Here is a 19,836-nt window from a genome sequence, read left to right on the forward strand (position 1 = left end):
CAAGATGGACCGCATGGACGCCGTCCTCGACCGCTTCTCCGCGCCCACCCGGGAGTGGTTCGACGGTGCCTTCGACGCGCCCACCGCCGCACAACTCGGGGCGTGGGAGTCGATTGCGAGCGGTTCCCACACCCTCGTCGTCGCGCCCACCGGTTCCGGCAAGACGCTCTCGGCGTTCCTGTGGGCGCTCGACCGGCTGGCGACCGCGAAGGGCGACGACGGCGAGAAGCGCACCACCCGCGTCCTCTACATCTCGCCGCTCAAGGCCCTCGGCGTCGACGTCGAGCGGAACCTACGGGCCCCGCTGGTCGGTATCACCCAGACCGCGAAGCGCCTCGGGTTCGAGCCGCCGGAGATCCGCGTGGGTGTCCGCTCCGGCGACACCCCCACCGGTGAGCGCCGCAAGCTGATCAAGACACCGCCCGATATCCTCATCACCACCCCGGAGTCGCTGTTCCTGATGCTCACGTCGGCGGCGCGCGAGACGCTGGCCGGGGTGGAGACGGTGATCGTCGACGAGGTCCATGCGGTCGCCGGCACCAAGCGCGGCGCGCATCTGGCTCTGTCTCTCGAGCGTCTCGACATGCTGCGTGAGCGGCCGGTCCAGCGGATCGGGCTGTCGGCGACCGTGCGGCCCCACGAGGAGGTGGGCCGCTTCCTCGCCGGCGCGGCGCCGATCCGCATCGTCGCACCCCCGGCGGCCAAGACGTTCGATCTCACGGTGCGGGTTCCGGTCGAGGACATGACCGAACTCGGCATCGCCGAGCCTGATCCGGACTCGGCCTCCCCCACCCCGCAGGCCGGTTCGATCTGGCCGCACGTCGAGGAACAGATCGTCGACCTGATTCTCGAGCACCGCTCGTCGATCGTGTTCGCGAACTCGCGCCGGCTCGCCGAGAAGCTGACCGCGCGCCTCAACGAGATCTACGCCGAACGCCTCGGCGGCGCCGTCGAGAAGCAGGGCAAACCGCCTGCACAGATCGGGGCACCCACCGAGGTCAACTACGGCGCCGATCCACTGCTCGCGCGCGCCCACCACGGTTCCGTCAGCAAGGACCAGCGCGCGATCATCGAGGACGATCTCAAGTCGGGGCGCTTGCGCTGTGTCGTCGCGACCAGCAGCCTCGAACTCGGAATCGACATGGGTGCAGTCGATCTCGTCGTCCAGGTGGAGGCGCCACCGTCGGTCGCGAGCGGGCTGCAGCGCGTCGGCCGCGCCGGACACCAGGTGGGTGAGATCTCCCGTGGTGTGCTGTTCCCCAAGCACCGCACCGACCTCATCCACTGCGCGGTCACCGTCGAACGCATGACGACCGGCAGGATCGAAGCCCTCGAGATCCCCGCCAATCCGCTCGACATCCTGGCGCAGCAGACCGTCGCCGCCACCGCGCTCGAGCCGCTCGACGTCGAGCACTGGTACGACGTGGTCCGGCGCAGCGGATCGTTCGCGACACTGCCGCGCTCGGCGTACGAGTCGACGCTTGACCTGCTCGCCGGTCGCTACCCGTCCGACGAGTTCGCCGAACTGCGCCCGCGACTGGTGTGGGACCGCGACGCCGGCACCCTCACCGGTCGGCCCGGGTCGCAGCGCCTCGCGGTGACGTCGGGCGGCGCCATCCCGGACCGCGGCCTGTTCGCCGTGTACATGGTGGGCGAGCGTCAGTCGCGAGTGGGCGAACTCGACGAGGAGATGGTCTACGAGTCCCGCGTCGGCGACGTGTTCGCGCTCGGCGCCACCAGTTGGCGGATCGAGGAGATCACCTTCGACCGCGTGCTCGTCAGCCCCGCCTACGGTCTGCCCGGACGGTTGCCGTTCTGGCACGGCGACGGACTCGGCCGCCCGGCCGAACTCGGTGAGGCCCTGGGCGGGTTCCTGCGGGAGCTGTCGACCAGCAGCCCCGACGAGGTGACCGCGCGGTGCGTCGCCGCCGGACTCGACACCAACGCCACCACCAACCTCGCGGCGCTCGTCGAGGACCAGCAGCAGGCCACCGGGCGCGTGCCCACCGACCGCACGCTGGTCGTGGAACGCTTCCGCGACGAACTCGGCGACTGGCGACTGGTGCTGCACTCCCCCTACGGCCTCCGCGTGCACGCACCGTGGGCGCTCGCGGTCGGTGCGCGCCTACGCGAGCGCTACGGCGTCGACGCCGCGCCCACGGCCTCGGACGACGGGATCATCGTCCGCCTCCCCGACACCGAGGACACCCCGCCCGGTGCCGACCTGTTCGCGTTCGAGCGCGACGAGATCGAGGACATCGTCACCGACGAGGTCGGCGGCTCCGCACTGTTCGCCTCCCGCTTCCGTGAATGTGCCGCGCGCGCACTGCTGTTGCCACGCCGCACCCCCGGCAAGCGGGCGCCGCTGTGGCAGCAGCGGCAGCGGTCGGCGCAACTGCTCGACGTGGCACGGAAGTTCCCGACGTTCCCGATCCTGCTCGAGACCGTCCGCGAATGCCTGCAGGACGTCTACGACCTGCCCGCGCTCCGCGACCTGTTCGGCCGGATCGGCCGCCGGCAGATCCGGATCGCCGAGGTCGAGACCGCGACGCCGTCACCGTTCGCGAGCGCGCTGCTGTTCGACTACGTGGGCGCGTTCATGTACGAGGGCGACAGCCCGCTCGCCGAACGTCGTGCTGCCGCACTGTCGCTCGACTCGACGCTGCTGGCCGAACTGCTCGGCCGCGTCGAGTTGCGCGAACTGCTCGACGCCGACGTCATCGCGAAGGCCGAACGCGAACTGCAGCGCTTGGAATCGGACCGCAACGCCCGAGACATGGAAGGCATGGCCGATCTGCTGCGCCTGCTCGGTCCGCTCACCACCGAGGAGGCCACGGCCCGCGCGACGGCCGACCCGGTTCCGTGGCTCGAGCAACTCGTCGAACACCGCCGCGCCCTGCGTGTTTCGTTCGCCGGACGGCACTGGTGGACCCCCGTCGAGGATGCCGCGCGTCTGCGCGACGGTCTGGGCGTGCCGCTGCCGATCGGCACCCCGGCCGCCTTCATCGAGCCCGTCGACGACCCGCTCGGCGACCTGCTCGGCCGCTACGCCCGCACCCACGGGCCGTTCACGCTGGCCGAGGCGGCCGAACGGTTCGGGATCGGGTCGGCCGTCGCGCGCGACGTCCTGGTCCGGCTCGCGGGCGAGAAGCGCGTCGTCGAGGGCGAGTTCCGTCCCGGTGCGTCCGGCAGCGAATGGTGCGACGCGGAGGTGCTGCGCCGCCTGCGTCGCCGGTCCCTCGCCGCCGCCCGCGAGGACGTCGAACCGGTCAGCACCGCGACCCTCGGCCGGTTCCTGCCCAGTTGGCAGCACGTCGACGGCTCACTGCGCGGGCTCGACGGCGTCGTCACCGTGGTGGAACAGCTTGCGGGCGTTCCGGTTCCCGCGTCGGCGCTCGAGTCGTTGATCCTCGGCTCCCGGGTGCGGGACTACTCCCCCGCGATGCTCGACGAACTCACCTCCACCGGTGAGGTGCTGTGGTCGGGCGCCGGACAGATCTCCGGCAAGGACGGCTGGGTGAGCCTGCACCTGGCCGAGTCGTCGCCGCTGACCCTCGCACCGCCCACCGATATCGACCTCACCGATCTGCACCGCAGCATTCTCGACGTCCTCTCCGGTGGCGGCGCGTACTTCTTCCGGCAGCTGTCGGACACGGTGGGCGCAACCGACGACGCGGCGTTGACGTCGGCGCTGTGGGATCTGGTGTGGGCCGGGTACGTCGGCAACGACACCCTGGCCCCGCTGCGGGCACTGCTGTCGGACACCTCCCGCACCACGCCCAGCCACCGCACCCCGCGCCGGGCCCCACGCGCCCACGTGTACCGGCGACTGTCGCGTCCGGCCATGCCCACCCGGTCGGGGCCGCCCACCGCGGGCGGCCGCTGGTCGCTGCTGCCCGAACCCGAACCCGACCCCACGCTGCGTGCCCACGCGACGGCCGACCTGTTGCTCGAGCGGTACGGCATCGTCACCCGCGGATCGGTGGTCGCCGAGAACGTGCCGGGCGGATTCGCGTCGATGTACAAGGTGCTGAGCGGATTCGAGGACGGTGGCCGCTGCCGCCGGGGCCACTTCGTCGACAGCCTGGGCGGCGCGCAGTTCTCCACGTCCGACGTCGTCGACCGACTGCGGTCCTACAGCGATTCCATCGAGGGCCGGCACACGCACACCCCAGCCGTCACGCTCGCGGCATCCGATCCGGCCAACCCGTACGGCGCGGCCCTGCCGTGGCCGCCGTCGATGGCCGACGAGGAGGCCCCCAAACACCGTCCCGGCCGCAAGGCCGGTGGGGTGGTCGTCCTCGTCGACGGCGAGCTGGCGTTGTTCGTCGAGCGCGGCGGGCGCACCCTGCTCACCTTCACCGGCGACATCGGTGCCCTGCGGACGGCCGCCGAATCGCTCGCCGCCACCGTCAAACGCGGCGGCATCGACAAGGTAGTGGTCGAGAAGGTGAACGGACTGACCATCCACGGCAACGATTTCGGCCAACTCCTCGCGGAGGTGGGCTTCTCCGCCACCCCGCGCGGCTACCGCCTGCGAGCGTGAGTCGTGCCCGAGGGAGACACCGTCTGGCAGACCGCGCGGCGACTCGACGCCGCCCTGACCGGTCGCACACTCACCGAGTGCGACATCCGGGTGCCGCGGTACGCGACCGTCGACCTGTCCGGCGAGCAGGTCGACGCGGTCATCGCCCGCGGCAAGCACCTGCTCACCCGCGTGGGCGAGCACACGATCCACACCCACCTGAAGATGGAGGGCGTGTGGCACGTGTACCCGCGCGGCGCCCGGTGGAAGCGGCCGGTCCATCAGGCCCGCATCATCCTGGGAACCGAAGAGGCTGTCGCCGTGGGTTTCTCGCTCGGCATCACCGAGGTGATCGACCGCGCGCACGAGGACGACGTGGTCGGGCACCTCGGACCGGACCTCCTCGGTCCCGACTGGGACGCCGCGACCGCCGTGACGAACCTGGCCGCGGCCGGTGACCGTCCGATCGGCGAGGCCCTGCTCGACCAGCGCATCATGGCCGGCATCGGGAACGTGTACCGCAACGAGATCTGTTTCCTGCGCGGCGTCGACCCCCGCACCCCCACCGATCACGTGCCGGACCTACCCAAGCTGGTCGACCTGGCGCACCGGCTGCTGCAGGCCAATCGCAGTCGCGCGGTACGCGTCACCACCGGGGACCGGCGGCCGGGCCGCCGGGACTGGGTGTACGGGCGCGGCGGCAAGCCCTGCCTGCGCTGCGGGACCCTGATCGTCGCGGCCGAGTTCGGCGCGGAACCCGGCCGAGAGCGGTCCGTCTTCTACTGTCCCAACTGTCAGCCGTCGCGCTGACCGGCCGCCTCGAGCAACCCGACGCAGTGCGCGACGAACCGCTCGCGGGACGCGGCGACAGTGCCGTCGAGGTAGCCGATGAACAGGCTCGTCAGCGCACCGACCAGGCCGACCGCGGTCATCTGCCGCTCGTCCGGATCGGCGATCCCCGACAGTTGCTCGTGCACCAGGAGCACGAACGCGGGGACGAGTTCGAGCCCCTGCCCGCCCAACGCCGGCTCGGTGAGCGGGGCCAACAACAGCACCCGGCCACGGGCGGGGTCGTCGACCATCAACTCCACGAACGCCGACACCGCTGCGGCCGCGCGGTCGCTCGGTGACGGCACCGCGGCGACCGCAGCGACGAGGGCGTCGCGCGCCTGCCGACCCACCTCGTCGTAGACGGCCCGCACGAATTCGTCCCGGTCGGCGAAGCTTTCGTAGAAGTACCGCTCGGTGAGCGCGGCCGCCCGGCACACCGCCCGCACGCCGACCACGGCACCGCCCTCGGCGCCGAGGAGGTCCACGCCGGCGGCCAGCAACGCGTCGCGCCGCGCGGCACGGCGTTGCTCCATCCCCGTGCCCGCCCACGTGCGCCGCTGCGTACCCAATCTGCCTCCAGACCTTGACCTCGCTCCGCAGCCGATCCTAATCTGACAACAGGTGTAGTCAGATTGTTCGTGGAAGGCGGCAGTTCGTGACGCATACCGATACCCCGACACCCGTCCCCCTCGGGCCGGACTCCCTCACCTGGCGCTACTTCGGCGACTGGCGCGGCATGCTGCAGGGCCTGTGGGCCGGGTCGATGCAGAACATGCACCCAGGTCTGGGCGCGGGCGTCGAGCAGCACTCACGGTTCTTCGAGGAGCGGTGGGAGCGCCTCTTCCGTTCGCTCTACCCGATCGGTGGTGTCGTGTTCGACGGCGACCGGGCCCGGCAGACGGCCGAGGAGGTCCGGGACTACCACCGCAACATCAAGGGCGTCGACGCACAGGGGCGCCGCTACCACGCGCTCGACCCGGAGACCTTCTACTGGGCGCACGCGACGTTCTTCATGGGCACGATCCTCACCGCAGAGCACTTCATGGGCGGCATCACCGAGGCGCAGAAGCGGCAACTGTTCACCGAGCACATCCAGTGGTACCGGCTGTACGGGGTGAGCATGCGCCCGGTGCCGCAGACGTGGGAGGCCTTCCAGGACTACTGGGATCACATGTGCCGCAACGTCCTCGAGGACAACAAGGCCGCCCGCGACGTGCTCGACCTCTCCGGGATCGGGCGTCCCCCGTTCCTGACGTGGCTGCCCGAACCGCTGTGGCGCATCGCCAACGTCCCGGTGTCCAAGGGGTTCGTCTGGCTGACCGTCGGCCTGTACGACCAGCCGGTGCGGGACCTGTTGGGCTACCGGTGGGGTCCGCTCGACGAGTGGCTGCACCGGCGGGTGGGACGCCTGGTCAACGCGGTCTTCCGCCTCGTTCCCGAACGGCGCCGCAAGCATCCGCGGGCCCGCGGCGGACTCGATCGCGTCAGCGGCCGCACCCCGGCCGATGCGCCGCTGGTGCACACGCCGCCCCGCAACCTTCCGCCACTCGCGCACCGCGACGATCCGAGCCACTACTCTCCGCCGGTCGGTTGATTGTGCGACGCTCTGGTGCATGGAACCGGATCTACGTTCGCTGCTGCACCGACCGCTGTTGAGCCGTTCGGTTCCACTCGACCGGGACAACGCCGCCAGCCGCATCAGCGCGTACGTGTACGGCAACATCCTGATCCTCGCCGCACTGATCCCTGAGACCGTCTCCCGCAGCGATTCCCGCACCATCGCGGTCGTCGCCGGAACCGCGCTGTCGACGTTCATCGCGCACGCATTCGCGGAAGGTGTCGGCAAATCGGTCCGCTCGGGCCGTCAGCTCACACCCACCGAGCGCGTCGCCGAACTCCGTGACTCGGTGCCGGTCCTGAGCTCCGCGCTCGTCCCGATCGTCGTGCTCGCCACCGCGGTGTTCGGCTGGCTCGAGCCGTTCACCGCCCAGGTGATCGCCGAGGTCGCGATCCTGATCCGGATCGCGTCGATGGTCTTCGTCATCACCCGCCTGCGCGGCGAACGCCCGTCCGGCAACACGCTGATCGCCGCGGTGGCCCTCGCGGTCGTCGCCACGGCGGTCGTGATCGTCAAGGTCGTGCTGACTCACTGAGCCCTGCGGACTCTCCCGACGGCGGCCGATTCACTCCGCACCGCATCTCCCGGCTATCTCCAACTCCAAGTTGGAGTTGGAGATAACCGGGAGGGTGGCGCTAACCAGCGCTGTGAATCCGATCCGCCAGGTTCTCGACCGGATACCAGGTGTGCCGGCGACCCGTCTTGCGCCGGACGAGCCAACCGCGCCTCTCGAGATCCAGCAGGTCCTGACGGGCGGCTTCGCTGCTCACATGATGACTGGTTGCATGGGACGACGCCGTGAACTCACTGTTCGGATCGCGAAACGCCCGCTCCAACAACGCAATCTGGCGGGGATTCAAGTCGGCGACGCCGGCCAGGAACTGGCGGGTCGTCCGCAGTTCGGATGTCTTCCGAGCCAGGTAGGCATCCAGATCGTCCAGCGCCCTGACCAAGACCCGCAGGTGGTACAGGAAGAAGTAGGTCACATCACCGGAGTCCTGCTCGGTGTAGATGAAGGACCTGGCGTACTTCCCGGGCGCCTTCTTCAGAATCGTGGAAACCGACAGATACTCGGTCAGCCAGTACCCCTGTTTGAGCATCGACCAGTAGAACAATGCCCTGGCGGTACGCCCATTGCCGTCGGCAAAGTAGTGGTCGTACCCCATCATGAAGTGAATGGTGAGCGCACGAAGCACCGGATGAATCCAGGAATCCCCGCTTTCACCGTTCGCGAAATCACACAGGGCGCGCATACGGTCCGGCAACTGCGCGACCGGCGGCGGACGGTGCAGGACCTGATCGTCGTCGCCACCGATGACCACACGCTCTCGCGGGTCCGGATCGGACTGCACCTTGCCCGCATCGGACGGATCGGCGAGCGTTTCCTCCGTGACAGCCTCGTGCAGCTCGAGAATGAGCTCCGGACTCAGCTTTTCGTCACGCAATTCCTGAACCTGCTGCATCGCCAGGAAGTTGTTCGCGATCATCTTCTCGCTGTGAGTCCTCGGCGCTCGCCCCGTTCGCAGCATCTGCTTCGCAATCGGACGAGTGGTCGAAGCCCCCTCGAGTTGGCTCGAGGTGATCGCCTCCTCGATCAACGAGTTGATGAGGTAACGATCGCGGGTCGCGGGGTTCGTCACCGCGGCCGGTGTCGCCACCGCGCCGGACGCACGACTCGAAATCTCATCGCAGAGCCTGAGTATCTCGTCGGGCAGCGCAAAACTGAACGCGCGGCCGTGCACATCGACCAGCGGCAATCTGCGCGCGTTCGTATCACGAACACTGCGCAGCGCGACCCACCACTGCTCTGCGGACATGCCCGCCGGCGGGGTGCGGTAGCGAATCTTGTCCCACGGTTCGTAATCGTCGTCCAGCGCGCTCGCCCGCAGAATCAGGTCCACGACCGTGCGCGGATCCATCGAGTCTCGCAGCGCAGCGAGATCGGGAGGCGGCGCAGGGACCTTCATGCACACCAAGTTTACTCCAACTTCTGGTTGGAGTTGGAGTTGAAGTCAGATTTCGACCGGCTCCAGAATCTCCGCCCGCGCCTCGGGTGCCGCGGCCCGCAGCGCGTCGGCGGAGGAGTCGTCGGGCTGAGCCTGCGACATGATCTCGGCCTCGACGCGCGCTCGGTACGTCTCCACCTCGCGGTCGATCGTGGCCTCGTCCCACCCCAGGACCGGTGCCACGAGCTTCGCCACCTGTTCGGCGCAGTTGACGCCCCGGTGCGAGTACTCGATCGAGATTCGGGTGCGCCGGGCGAGGATGTCCTCGAGGTGCAGCGCACCCTCCGCCGCGGCCGCGTACACGGCCTCCACCTGCAGGTAATCGGGGGCGTCGGTGATCGGTTCGCGCAGTTCCGGCGACTCGGCGGCCAGCTCCAGGACCTCCTCGATCAGGGAGCCGTAGCGGTCCAGCAGATGCTTGATCCGGTACGGGTGCAGCCCGTACAGCTGTCCGAGGTGCACCGCCTGGTTGACGAGCGCGAAGTACCCGTCGGCACCGGCGAGCGGGACCTTCTCGGTGATCGACGGTGCCACCCGCGCGGGAATGTCCTCCGACGCCAGGTCGACGGCGTCCTTCCCCATCACCCGGTACGTCGTGTACTTCCCGCCGGCGATCGCGACCAGGCCGGGCGCCACGCGGGCGACCGCGTGCTCGCGGGACAGCTTGGACGTCTCGTCGCTCTCCCCCGCCAGCAGCGGGCGCAGACCCGCGTACACGCCGTCGATGTCGTCGGACGTGAGCGGGGTGACCAGCACCTTGTTGACGTGACCGAGGATGTAGTCGATGTCGGCCTTGGTCGCCGCGGGATGCGCGAGGTCGAGGTTCCAGTCGGTGTCGGTCGTGCCGATGATCCAGTGGTTGCCCCACGGGATGACGAACAGGACGGACTTCTCGGTGCGGAGAATGATCGCCGAGTCGCTCACGATGCGGTCACGCGGAACGACGATGTGGACGCCCTTCGACGCCCGCACCCGGAATCGGCCGCGCTGCCGTGACAGCGCCTGGATCTCGTCGGTCCACACGCCCGTCGCGTTGATGACGACGTGTCCCTGGACCTCCGTCGTCGCCCCGGTCTCCGAATCCCGCACGCGCACACCCGAGACGCGGTCGGCCTCCCGGAGGAACCCGACGACCTGTGTGGAGGTGCGAACCACCGCGCCGTAGTGCGCGGCGGTGCGCGCCACAGTCATCGTGTGACGCGCGTCGTCGACGACGGTGTCGAAGTAGCTGATTCCGCCGATCAACGCATTCCGCTTGAGCCCGGGCACCATCCGCAGCGCACCCGCTCGGGTCAGATGCTTCTGCGCCGGAACGGACTTCGCACCACCCATGCGGTCGTACAGCATGAATCCCGCTGCCATGTACGGGCGCTCCCACACCCGATGAGTCAACGGGAACAGAAACTTCAGCGGTTTGACCAGGTGCGGTGCAAGCGTGGACATCGACAGTTCGCGCTCGTGCAGCGCCTCCGCGACCAGCCCGAATTCGAGTTGCTCGAGGTAGCGCAGGCCACCGTGGAACATCTTCGACGACCGGGACGACGTGCCGGATGCGAAGTCACGCGCCTCGACGAGCGCCACCTTCAACCCACGGGTCGCGGCGTCGAGCGCCGCCCCGACACCGACGACACCGCCGCCGATCACCACCACGTCGAACTGCTCGGACCCCAACTGCTCCCAAGCCTGCTCCCGCTGCTGCGGGCCCAGAAATTGCACACCAGGCTGCTTGTCCAACTCGGTCTCCCGTGCTTGTCGGCGAATCTGCTCACAGGCTAGTAGCTTCGTGCGCATGCTGCCGGAGAGACGAGGATGCCCGTGACCCAGTACATCGCCGCCATCGACCAGGGCACCACCTCGAGCCGATGCATGATCTTCGACCACGACGGTCGGGTCGTCGGCGTTGCGCAGAAGGAACACGACCAGATCTTCCCGAAGCCGGGCTGGGTCGAGCACGACCCGATGCAGCTGTGGAACCACACCCGCGAGATGGTCGGGAGCGTTCTCGCCAAGACGGATCTCACGGCGCGCGACATCGCCGCGATCGGCATCACCAACCAGCGCGAGACGACGGTCGTGTGGGACCGCGAGACCGGCAAACCCGTCTACAACGCCATCGTGTGGCAGGACACCCGCACCGACCGTCTGTGCACCGAGATCGGTGGCGACGAGGGACCCGAACGGTTCCGCGCCACCACCGGTCTGCCGCTGTCGACGTACTTCTCGGGTCCCAAGGTCCGGTGGATCCTCGACAACGTCGAGGGAGCGCGCGAGCGTGCGGAGGCGGGCGGGCTGTGTTTCGGCACCATCGACTCGTGGATCCTCTGGAATCTCACCGGCGGCCTGCACATCACCGACGTCACGAACGCGTCCCGCACGCTGTTGATGAACATCGGCACACTCGAATGGGATCGCGACACCTGTGAGGCGATCGGCGTCCCGATGTCGATGCTCCCCGAGATTCGCAGTTCGTCGGAGGTCTACGGCGAACTGGCGCTGCCCGGGATCTCGGCCGGGATTCCCGTCGCCGGCATCCTGGGCGACCAGCAGGCCGCGACGTTCGGGCAGGCGTGCCTGTCCGAGGGCGAGGCGAAGAACACCTACGGAACCGGAAACTTCCTGCTGCTCAACACCGGAACGACTGCGGTGCACAGCGAACACGGACTGCTCACCACGGTCTGCTACAAGCTGGGCGACAAGCCCGCCGTGTACGCGCTCGAGGGTTCGGTGGCGGTCACCGGATCGCTGGTCCAGTGGTTGCGCGACAACCTCGGGATCATCCAGTCGGCCAAGGACATCGAACCGCTGGCGAACACGGTCGACGACAACGGCGGCGCGTACTTCGTTCCCGCGTTCTCGGGACTGTTCGCGCCGCGGTGGCGCCCCGATGCGCGCGGCGTCATCGCCGGACTGACCCGGTTCGTGAACAAGGGCCACCTCGCGCGGGCCGCCCTCGAGGCCACCGCCTACCAGACCCGAGAGGTCATCGAGGCGATGCGCGCCGATTCCGGCGTCGAGCTGAGTTCCCTCAAGGTGGACGGCGGCATGGTCGTCAACGAGACGCTCATGCAGTTCCAGTCGGACATCCTCGACGTCCGGGTCACCCGGCCCGTCGTGAACGAGACCACGGCACTCGGCGCCGCCTACGCCGCGGGTCTGGCCGTCGGATTCTGGAAGAGCGAGAACGATATCCGGGACAACTGGGCGGAGGACAAGACCTGGCATCCGCGGATGGATGCTTCCGAGCGCGAGCGTCTCTACGCCGGCTGGAACCGCGCCGTCGAACGAACCTACGGGTGGATCGAGGACGACGACGCCTCGACCTAGCCAGGCGCGCCGGCACGTCACCGCCCGACGTCGGCGATCGACCGGTGCGTCCGTGCGGACGGTGTTGTGGCAGTCAGGGTTCGCGCGTGCCCGGCGCGGACTCCGTTTGCAATGACGACGATCTCGGCGACCTCGTGGACGAGGACGACGGCGGCGAGGCCGAGGACCCCGAACAGTGCGAGGGGCATCAGAGCGGTGATGATCGCCAGCGACAGGGCGACGTTCTCCAGCATGATCGCCCGCGACCGCCGCGCGTGGTGCAGTGCCTGCGGAAGATGGCGCAGGTCCTCACCCATCAGGGCGACGTCGGCGGTTTCGATGGCGACGTCGGTGCCCATCGCGCCCATCGCGATACCGAGGTCGGCGGTGGCCAGCGCGGGGGCGTCGTTGACACCGTCACCGACCATCGCGGTGGGGCGTGCGGCGCGCAGGGTTTCGACGATGCGGGCCTTGTCCTCGGGTCGCAGGTCGGCGTGCACTTCGTCGATGCCGACGTCGCCGGCCAGGGCGTGCGCGGTGCGGTCGTTGTCGCCGGTGAGCATCACGACGGTGTAGCCGTCCCTGCGCAGCTCGGCGACGACCTCGCGGGCTTCCGGTCTGAGCTCGTCGCGGACGGCGACCGCCCCGATCACCGTTCCGGCGCGTTCGACGAGGACCGCGGTGGCGCCCGCGTGTTGCATCCGTCGGATGTCCGTGGCGAGCGGGCCCGGTTCGATCCAGCCGGGCCGACCGAGCCGAAACGGCGTGCCGTCGATGCGGCCGGTCAGTCCGGCACCGGTTACCGCGTGCACATCGTCGGCGGGTGCGTAGCCGTCGGTGGCGGCGAGAATCGCACGGGCGAGGGGGTGTTCGCTGCGCGCCTCCAGTCCCGCGGCGGCCGCTACAACGTCGCGGCGAGTGGCCCCGTTCGCGGCGACGACCTCGATGACCGCCGGCTGGTTGCGGGTGAGCGTGCCGGTCTTGTCCACGGCGACCGTGCGGATCCGGCCGAGTGCTTCGAGGGCCGCACCGCCCTTGACCAGGACGCCGAGTTTGGAGGCTGCGCCGACGGCGGCTACGACGGTGACCGGGATCGCGATCGCCAGGGCGCACGGTGACGCGGCGACGAGAACCACGAGGGCTCGCTCGATCCACACCCGCGGATCCCCGACGAGGCTGCCGACAACAGCGATGAGGGCGGCGACGACCATCACCGCGGGAACGAGTGGCTCGGCGACCTTGTCGGCCAGTCGCTGGGCTTCGCCCTTGCGGGACTGTTCGGCTTCGACGATCCGCACGATCTTGGCGAGCGAGTTGTCCTGTGCGCCGGCGGTGACCTCGACCTCGAGGACCCCGGTTCCGTTGATCGACCCGGCGAACACGTCGTCACCGGGACCGGCCTCGACGGGGACCGATTCGCCGGTGATCGTGGAGACGTCCAGGGCGGTGCGTCCGCTGCGGACGGTGCCGTCGGTCGCGATCCGCTCGCCGGGCCTGACGATCATCACCTCGCCGATCTCGAGGTCCGCGGCCGAGACGGTCTCCTCGCGGCCACCGCGAAGCACGGTGGCGGTGTCGGGGACCAGCGACAGCAGCGCGCGCAGGCCGCGTCGCGTGCGGGTGAACGCGTACTCCTCGAGCCCCTCGCTGATCGAGAACAGGACCGCGAGCATGGCCGCCTCGCCGACCTCACCGAGCAGGACGGCGCCGACGGCGGCGATCGTCATCAGCGTGCCGACACCGATCCTGCCCCTGGCCAGGCGTTTGACCGTGGACGGGACGAAGGTGGATCCGGCGACGGCGAGCGCGAGCGCCTCGACGCCCACACCGAGCGCATCCGGTCCGCCGGTGACGCGAACGATCAGGGCCGCGAGAAGCAGAACACCCGCAGCGAGCGCCGCCCGAATCTCCTTGATCTCCCAGAGCTTTTCGGGCCCGTCGTCCTCCGCCCCCTCGGGGCGGGGTTCGTCATGGCCGCAACCGCACGCGTCGCTCACGGGCGCTCACCCCGCGTCGGTGCCGTAGTTCGGACACAAGGCCACCGCATTCCCGGTTGCAGCCAGCAGCGTCTCCGCCGCGGTGAGCAGGTCCATCAGTTCGGGCCGAGCCAGCGAGTAGAACACCTGTCGCCCTTGCGGGCGCCCCTGGACGAGGTTGCAGTCCCGAAGGCACGCCACGTGCGCCGACACCGTCGACTGCGCCATTCCCAGCTCTTCGACCAGATCCGCTACCCGAGCCTCGCCCCGAGAGAGCCGACGCACGATCCCCAACCGGGTGCCGTCCGAGAGGCTGTGGAACAACGCGACCGCGGCATCGAGATCCGACGCCGGCCCGCTGGACGTCACGTCGTCCGTGCAACCGTCGCAATCAATCGCCATGCGGCGATGTTATCGCTTTCAGGCGATGATTGCCGGTCAGCGGGGCGCCAGTCTGGTACATGCCCGGCGCAGCATCGACTGCACGACGACCGGGTGCACGACGCTGACGGGCGCGAAGTAGACGCGCCCGCGCCAGCCCTTCAGCCGCACCACCGTCGTGACGCGAACGAGTCGAGTTTCGGGGTCCACAGCAACGCCGGCTCGGAAGTCGAGGTGGCGGTCGTCGACGGAGATCAGCGCCTCGCCGTCCTCCACGCGCGAGACCGCGAAGATGTCGCGGCCGCCGCGGGGCACGCCGATCAGCGGAACCAGCAACTGCCGCAGCGCGAAGGCCAGGCGGATCCACGCCGGGCTCGAGTCGCCGGCGAACACCGTCTCGGCCCACACGCGCGGATCGTCGGTGGCACCGGGCGGTACCGGCGCCGCGACGACGTCGACGAAGTCCGGGCGGGGAATGTCTTCCAGGGCAAGGGACCAGAACGCTGGACGTGGCATGCCGTAATCCTCCCGCGCCGCCCCGCCGGATACCAGAAGCCTGTCAGTGGCGTCGGGCTCGATGACGCGCGTCGGTGGACGTCCCCGGCTACCGCGGGTGCGCGTCGTACGCCGCCCGCAAACGGTGGACGCCCTCCGCCAGCACCGCCCCGTCGTAGGTCGCGAAGCACAGTCGCGCGGCGTGCGGGTGTGTGTGCGCGACGCCGAACGCGCCGCCCGGAACGTACGCGACGTCGTGCGCGACTGCGGTCTCGAGCAGCGCGGCGGTGTCGACGTCGTCGGTGAACTCGATCCAACAGAACATGCCGCCGTGCACCGCGGCCTGCGAGATACGTTCCCCGAAAGCGGATTCGAGCGCGTCGACCAGTGCACCCGCCCGCGCCGCGTACGCACCGCGGACGCTGGTCAGGTGCGCATCCAGCCAGGTGGTGTCGCCCAGCAACTCGGTCGCGATCTGCTGCGTGAGCGAGGACCCGCACAGGTCGGCGCCCTGCTTGAGGAGTTCGACGGCCTCGCACACCCGCCGGTCGCCGTGCAGCCAGCCGATGCGCAGCGCCGGAGCGAGCGTCTTGGATCCGCTCGAAAGCCGCAGGACGCGATCCGAGTGCGCCGCCACGGGCGCGGGTGCGGGCGCGTCGAACCACAATTCGCCGTACGGATCGTCCTCGATGATCCAGAAGCCGTACCGGTCCGCGAGATTCGCGAGGTGTCCCCGACGCGACGCGGAGAGCACGACGCCGCGCGGATTGTGAAAGTTGCTGACTGTGTGGACGAGCTTGGGCCGCAATCCGTCTCGCAGCGCCTGTTCGAGGGCGTCGGTGTCCATACCGTCGGCGTCGAGCGCGACGGGCACCAGCGCCGCCTGCGCGGCCCGGAAGACCTGCAGGGCGCCGGTGTAGCCCGGCTCCTCCACGACGACGGTGTCGCCCGGGTCGAGAAGCACCTGTGCGAGGAGGCTGAGCGCCTGCTGCGAACCGTGGGTGACGACCACCTCGGCCGGGTCGATCCGCCGCCCCACCTTCGCGCTCTCGCGGGCAGCGACGGCCTCACGCAGCGGCGCCCAACCGGACGTCTCGCCGTACTGGACCGAGCGCGGATCGCCGAGTGCCCGCTGCGCCGCCTGCGCGATGCGTTCCCGTGGAACGAGTTCCGTGGCCGGCAGTCCACCCGCGAGGCTGATGACGTCGGGGCGGGCGGTGAGGGTGAGCAGATCGCGGATGGCCGAGCTACGTAGGTCGGCCATCCGCGACGACAGCTGGAGAGACGGGGCGAGCGACGACGACTCGAGTGACATGGAGGCGACTCCCGTGGCGGAGGTACTGCCGTCGCGCACGACGGCGAAGGACGAAGGCAGAAACACCCAGGTCGTCCCGGATCCACGGGGCGGAGAGCGAAGTTGGTCGGCCGATGGTTCTCGACCGACCTATCGCATCATGCCACAGCAGTCGCCACAATGTGAAATCGTTGTCTCACATTTCGAGATCAGTCGAGGTCGTCGTGACGCATCAGCTGACGCGACGCCTCGGTGATCGACCCCGACAGCGACGGGTACACCGAGAAGGTCTGGGCCAGGTCGTTGACGGTGAGGTTGTTCTGCACCGCGATCGCGATCGGCAGGATCAGCTCCGACGCCGTGGCCGCGACCACGACACCGCCGATGACCACGCCGGTCGCCGGGCGGCAGAAGATCTTCACGAAACCGCGGCGCAGACCCGACATCTTGGCGCGCGGGTTGGTGTTGAGCGGCAGCATGACCGTGCGGGCCGGCACCTCGCCATTGTCGATCGCGGCCTGGCTCACGCCGACGTTGGCGATCTCCGGACGCGTGAACACCGCCGACGCGACGGTCTTGAGCTTGATCGGGCTGACGCCCTCGCCGAGCGCGTGGTACATCGCGATCCGGCCCTGCATCGCGGCGACCGAGGCCAGCGGCAGCAGACCCGTGCAGTCGCCGGCGGCGTAGATGCCCGAGACCGCGGTCCGCGACACGCGGTCGACGCGCAGGTACCCACCCTTGTCGAGTTCGATGCCGACCTTCTCCAGGCCGAGGCCCTCGGTGTTGGGCGTGGAACCGACCGCCATCAGCGCGTGGCTGCCGTGCACCGTGCGCCCGTCCGCGAGCTTGACGACGACCCCGCCGTCCTCGGTGCGCTCGACCGCGTCGGCGCGCGCGTGCTTGACGAGCGTCACACCGCGCTCGGCCAGCACGTCCTCGAGGACGAGGGCCGCGTCGGCGTCCTCGTGGGGCATCACACGGTCGCGGCTGGACACGAGCGTCACCTTGACGCCCATCTCGGTGTACGCGGACACGAACTCGGCGCCGGTGACGCCCGAGCCGACGACCACCAGGTGCGTCGGCAGTTCCTCGAGGTCGTACAGGTGACGCCACGTCAGGATCCGCTCGCCGTCCGGGACGGCGCCCGGCAGCACGCGCGGGCTGGCACCGGTGGCGATGAGGACGACGTCGGCCTCGAGCGTCTTCTCCTCACCCGTGGTGAGGGTGGCGCGCACCTGGTGGGAAGCCATGCCGATCTGCGGGTCGATCAGCTCGGCCTTGCCGGACAGGAGCTGGACGCCGACGCTCTGCAGGCGCGCACGGATGTCGGACGACTGGACCTGGGCGAGGTTCTTGACGCGGGAGTTGATCTGCGGCAGCGAGATGGTTGCGCTCGACGGATCGAGAGAGATGCCCAGATCTGTGGCCCGGCGCATGTCGGTGCGGATACCGGTGGACGCGATGAACGTCTTCGAGGGAACACAGTCGAACAGGACACATGCGCCGCCGACACCGTCGGAATCGACCAATGACACCGTGGCCCCGTGCTGGGCAGCAACCAGGGCTGCCTCGTAGCCGGCGGGTCCACCACCGATGATCACGATCCGGGTCATTCGTCCTCCAAGCTCGCCGCGCCGACCGGGATCTCCGGCAGGCCCGAGTACAACGCTATTCCAGTGACCGGGAACACGCTGGCAGTGACCCCTACCAGCGGACGATCACGCGCCGAACGCGCATGTCGCTGCGCCGGGCGGTCCGCTCGTTACCCGAGCACGCACAACACCGATTAGGCTTTTCGCGTGCCGATCTACGCCGCGTACGGGTCCAACATGCACCCGGAACAGATGCTCGAACGCTGCCCGCACTCGCCGATGGCGGGCACCGGCTGGCTCCCCGGCTGGCGGCTGACGTTCAGCGGCGACGACATCGGCTGGGAGGGCGCGCTCGCCACCGTCGTCGAGGATCAGGACGATTCGGACGCCAAGGTGTTCGTCGTGCTCTACGACGTCCCGGCCGAGGACGAGGAGCGCCTCGACCGCTGGGAGGGCTCCGAACTGGGCCTGCACCGCAAGATCCGCCTCCGCGTCGACACAGGGGACGGCCCGGTCCTGGCCTGGCTGTACGTGCTCGACGCGTACGAGGGTGGGCTACCGTCCGCCCGCTACCTCGGCGTCATCGCCGAGGCCGCCGAGATCGCCGGGGCACCCGCCGACTACGTGCGCGGCCTGCGCACCCGCAACAGCCGAAACGTCGGCCCCGGCACGCCCTAGCTGCCGGTCAGGACTGCAGCACCAGGTTCGTCAGCACCCGCACCCCGGTGACGAGCGCCCGCTCGTCCAGATCGAACGTCGGCTGGTGGATGTCCAGCTGCGGTCCGTGCCCGGACCACACGCCCAGCCGCGCCATCGCGCCCGGCGCCTCCTCGAGGTACCACGAGAAGTCCTCGCCACCACCCGACTGCGGGGTGTCCGCGAGCGCATCGGGGCCGATCGCCCGGACCGCGTCCTCGAGCATCCGCGCCGACACCTCGTCGTTGACGACGGGCGGCACGCCGCGGCGGTAGTTCAGTTCGTAGCGCACCCCCGTGGGCGCGAGCAGACCGTGCACGATCTCACGGACGGTCGGCTCGAGCAGCGCCCACGTGTCGTGGTCGCCGGTGCGGACGGTGCCGGTCAGGATGCCGCTGCGGGGGATCGCGTTGGGCGCCTGCCCCGCGCTCACCGCACCCCACACCATCACGGTGCCGCTGCGCGGGTCGATGCGCCGGCTCAGCATCCCGGGCAGCCCGGTGATGACCGTTCCGATCGCGTACACCAGATCCGTCGTCAGGTGCGGCCGGGACGTGTGACCGCCCGGGGAATCGAGCACGAGTTCGACGGTGTCCGCGGCCGAGGTGATGGCCCCGACCCGCACCCCGACGCGGCCGGCCTCGAGCCGTGGATCGCAGTGCAGCGCGAATATCCGCGACACCCCCTGCATCCCGCCGGCGGAGACCACGTCGAGCGCACCGCCCGGCATCACTTCCTCGGCCGGCTGGAAGATGAACCGCACGCCGATCGGCAACTGCGGCAACGAATTCAGTGCGAGGGCTGCCCCGAGCAGGATTGCGGTGTGCGCGTCGTGGCCGCACGCGTGCGCGACACCGGGCACCGTCGACGCGTAGGGCGCGCCGGTCGCCTCCTGCATCGGCAACGCATCCATGTCACCGCGCAGACCGAGCCGCATGCCGCCCGGGCCGATGTCGCACACCACGCCGGTCCCACCCGGCAGCAGCAGCGGCGACATCCCGGCCGCCGACAGGTGACTGGCGACGAACGCGGTGGTCGAGAACTCGTGCCGCGCCAGTTCCGGATTCGCGTGGAAGTGTCGCCGCCACCGGGACAGGTCCATCGCGTGCTCGGCGA

General features: G+C 69.6%; 15 protein-coding genes. 6 read left to right on the top strand and 9 right to left on the bottom strand.

What is annotated here, in order from left to right; all coding sequences use genetic code 11:
* Positions 1-13: 13 nt before the first annotated feature.
* Positions 14-4,546, top strand: coding sequence for an ATP-dependent helicase (locus ACQ5DX_RS16425; protein ID WP_430335707.1), 4,533 nt, complete (start codon positions 14-16; stop codon positions 4,544-4,546).
* Between the two features lie 3 nt (positions 4,547-4,549).
* On the top strand, positions 4,550-5,335 hold the full coding sequence (locus ACQ5DX_RS16430) for an Fpg/Nei family DNA glycosylase (RefSeq protein WP_430333601.1): 786 nt from the start codon (positions 4,550-4,552) through the stop codon (positions 5,333-5,335).
* Here ACQ5DX_RS16430 and ACQ5DX_RS16435 read toward each other — a convergent pair.
* Entirely contained in the window at positions 5,320-5,889 is a 570-nt protein-coding gene (locus ACQ5DX_RS16435; protein ID WP_430335708.1) for a TetR/AcrR family transcriptional regulator, read from the bottom strand. The genes ACQ5DX_RS16430 and ACQ5DX_RS16435 overlap by 16 nt on opposite strands.
* A gap of 122 nt (positions 5,890-6,011) precedes the next feature.
* On the opposite strand from ACQ5DX_RS16435, the gene ACQ5DX_RS16440 reads away from it, so the two are divergent.
* Positions 6,012-6,950: an oxygenase MpaB family protein gene (locus ACQ5DX_RS16440; protein WP_430333602.1), complete on the top strand. Its 939-nt coding sequence runs from the start codon at positions 6,012-6,014 to the stop codon at positions 6,948-6,950.
* Between the two features lie 19 nt (positions 6,951-6,969).
* Entirely contained in the window at positions 6,970-7,509 is a 540-nt protein-coding gene (locus ACQ5DX_RS16445; RefSeq protein WP_430333603.1) for a hypothetical protein, read from the top strand.
* Positions 7,510-7,609: 100 nt separating this feature from the next.
* Here the strand turns inward: ACQ5DX_RS16445 and ACQ5DX_RS16450 are convergent, their stop codons facing one another.
* Complete coding sequence (locus tag ACQ5DX_RS16450; RefSeq protein ID WP_430333604.1) at positions 7,610-8,941, bottom strand: Fic family protein; 1,332 nt, start codon at positions 8,939-8,941, stop codon at positions 7,610-7,612.
* A 45-nt stretch (positions 8,942-8,986) separates the two neighbouring features.
* Complete coding sequence (locus ACQ5DX_RS16455; protein WP_430333605.1) at positions 8,987-10,714, bottom strand: glycerol-3-phosphate dehydrogenase/oxidase; 1,728 nt, start codon at positions 10,712-10,714, stop codon at positions 8,987-8,989.
* Between the two features lie 75 nt (positions 10,715-10,789).
* On the opposite strand from ACQ5DX_RS16455, the gene glpK reads away from it, so the two are divergent.
* Positions 10,790-12,304: a glycerol kinase GlpK gene (gene glpK, locus ACQ5DX_RS16460; protein WP_430333606.1), complete on the top strand. Its 1,515-nt coding sequence runs from the start codon at positions 10,790-10,792 to the stop codon at positions 12,302-12,304.
* A 17-nt stretch (positions 12,305-12,321) separates the two neighbouring features.
* Here glpK and ACQ5DX_RS16465 read toward each other — a convergent pair whose 3' ends face one another.
* The 5 genes from ACQ5DX_RS16465 to ACQ5DX_RS16485 all read right to left on the bottom strand — a co-directional run bounded on the left by ACQ5DX_RS16465 (position 12,322) and on the right by ACQ5DX_RS16485 (position 18,045).
* Positions 12,322-14,280, bottom strand: coding sequence for a heavy metal translocating P-type ATPase (locus ACQ5DX_RS16465; RefSeq protein WP_430333607.1), 1,959 nt, complete (start codon positions 14,278-14,280; stop codon positions 12,322-12,324).
* Between the two features lie 6 nt (positions 14,281-14,286).
* Positions 14,287-14,661 (bottom strand): ArsR/SmtB family transcription factor, encoded by a 375-nt coding sequence (locus ACQ5DX_RS16470; protein WP_430333608.1) that lies wholly within the window; start codon positions 14,659-14,661, stop codon positions 14,287-14,289.
* Positions 14,662-14,697: 36 nt separating this feature from the next.
* Positions 14,698-15,156: a DUF2867 domain-containing protein gene (locus ACQ5DX_RS16475; protein ID WP_430333609.1), complete on the bottom strand. Its 459-nt coding sequence runs from the start codon at positions 15,154-15,156 to the stop codon at positions 14,698-14,700.
* A gap of 88 nt (positions 15,157-15,244) precedes the next feature.
* Positions 15,245-16,450: a PLP-dependent aminotransferase family protein gene (locus ACQ5DX_RS16480; protein WP_430333610.1), complete on the bottom strand. Its 1,206-nt coding sequence runs from the start codon at positions 16,448-16,450 to the stop codon at positions 15,245-15,247.
* 188 nt (positions 16,451-16,638) lie between these two features.
* Positions 16,639-18,045 (bottom strand): NAD(P)H-quinone dehydrogenase, encoded by a 1,407-nt coding sequence (locus ACQ5DX_RS16485; protein WP_430333611.1) that lies wholly within the window; start codon positions 18,043-18,045, stop codon positions 16,639-16,641.
* Positions 18,046-18,231: 186 nt separating this feature from the next.
* Here ACQ5DX_RS16485 and ACQ5DX_RS16490 point away from each other — a divergent pair, with 186 nt between their 5' ends.
* Positions 18,232-18,702 carry a gamma-glutamylcyclotransferase gene (locus tag ACQ5DX_RS16490; RefSeq protein ID WP_430333612.1) on the top strand — a complete coding sequence of 157 codons (471 nt, stop codon included), beginning with the start codon at positions 18,232-18,234 and terminating at the stop codon, positions 18,700-18,702.
* Between the two features lie 7 nt (positions 18,703-18,709).
* Here ACQ5DX_RS16490 and ACQ5DX_RS16495 read toward each other — a convergent pair whose 3' ends face one another.
* Positions 18,710-19,822 carry an amidohydrolase gene (locus ACQ5DX_RS16495; protein ID WP_430335709.1) on the bottom strand — a complete coding sequence of 371 codons (1,113 nt, stop codon included), beginning with the start codon at positions 19,820-19,822 and terminating at the stop codon, positions 18,710-18,712.
* Positions 19,823-19,836 lie beyond the last annotated feature (14 nt).

The organism is Rhodococcus sp. ACT016 (assembly GCF_050477185.1).
Taxonomy (GTDB): domain Bacteria; phylum Actinomycetota; class Actinomycetes; order Mycobacteriales; family Mycobacteriaceae; genus Prescottella.

Bases quoted from the DNA above. Each gene is read 5' to 3' on its own strand.
- ACQ5DX_RS16425 (WP_430335707.1), top strand. From the start codon at position 14: ATGGACGCCGTCCTCGACCGCTTCTCCGCGCCCACCCGGGAGTGGTTC.
- ACQ5DX_RS16435 (WP_430335708.1), bottom strand. From the start codon at position 5,889: ATGGAGCAACGCCGTGCCGCGCGGCGCGACGCGTTGCTGGCCGCCGGC.
- ACQ5DX_RS16445 (WP_430333603.1), top strand. From the start codon at position 6,970: ATGGAACCGGATCTACGTTCGCTGCTGCACCGACCGCTGTTGAGCCGT.
- ACQ5DX_RS16450 (WP_430333604.1), bottom strand. From the start codon at position 8,941: ATGAAGGTCCCTGCGCCGCCTCCCGATCTCGCTGCGCTGCGAGACTCG.
- glpK (WP_430333606.1), top strand. From the start codon at position 10,790: ATGCCCGTGACCCAGTACATCGCCGCCATCGACCAGGGCACCACCTCG.
- ACQ5DX_RS16470 (WP_430333608.1), bottom strand. From the start codon at position 14,661: ATGGCGATTGATTGCGACGGTTGCACGGACGACGTGACGTCCAGCGGG.
- ACQ5DX_RS16475 (WP_430333609.1), bottom strand. From the start codon at position 15,156: ATGCCACGTCCAGCGTTCTGGTCCCTTGCCCTGGAAGACATTCCCCGC.
- ACQ5DX_RS16480 (WP_430333610.1), bottom strand. From the start codon at position 16,450: ATGTCACTCGAGTCGTCGTCGCTCGCCCCGTCTCTCCAGCTGTCGTCG.
- ACQ5DX_RS16485 (WP_430333611.1), bottom strand. From the start codon at position 18,045: ATGACCCGGATCGTGATCATCGGTGGTGGACCCGCCGGCTACGAGGCA.
- ACQ5DX_RS16495 (WP_430335709.1), bottom strand. From the start codon at position 19,822: ATGGACCTGTCCCGGTGGCGGCGACACTTCCACGCGAATCCGGAACTG.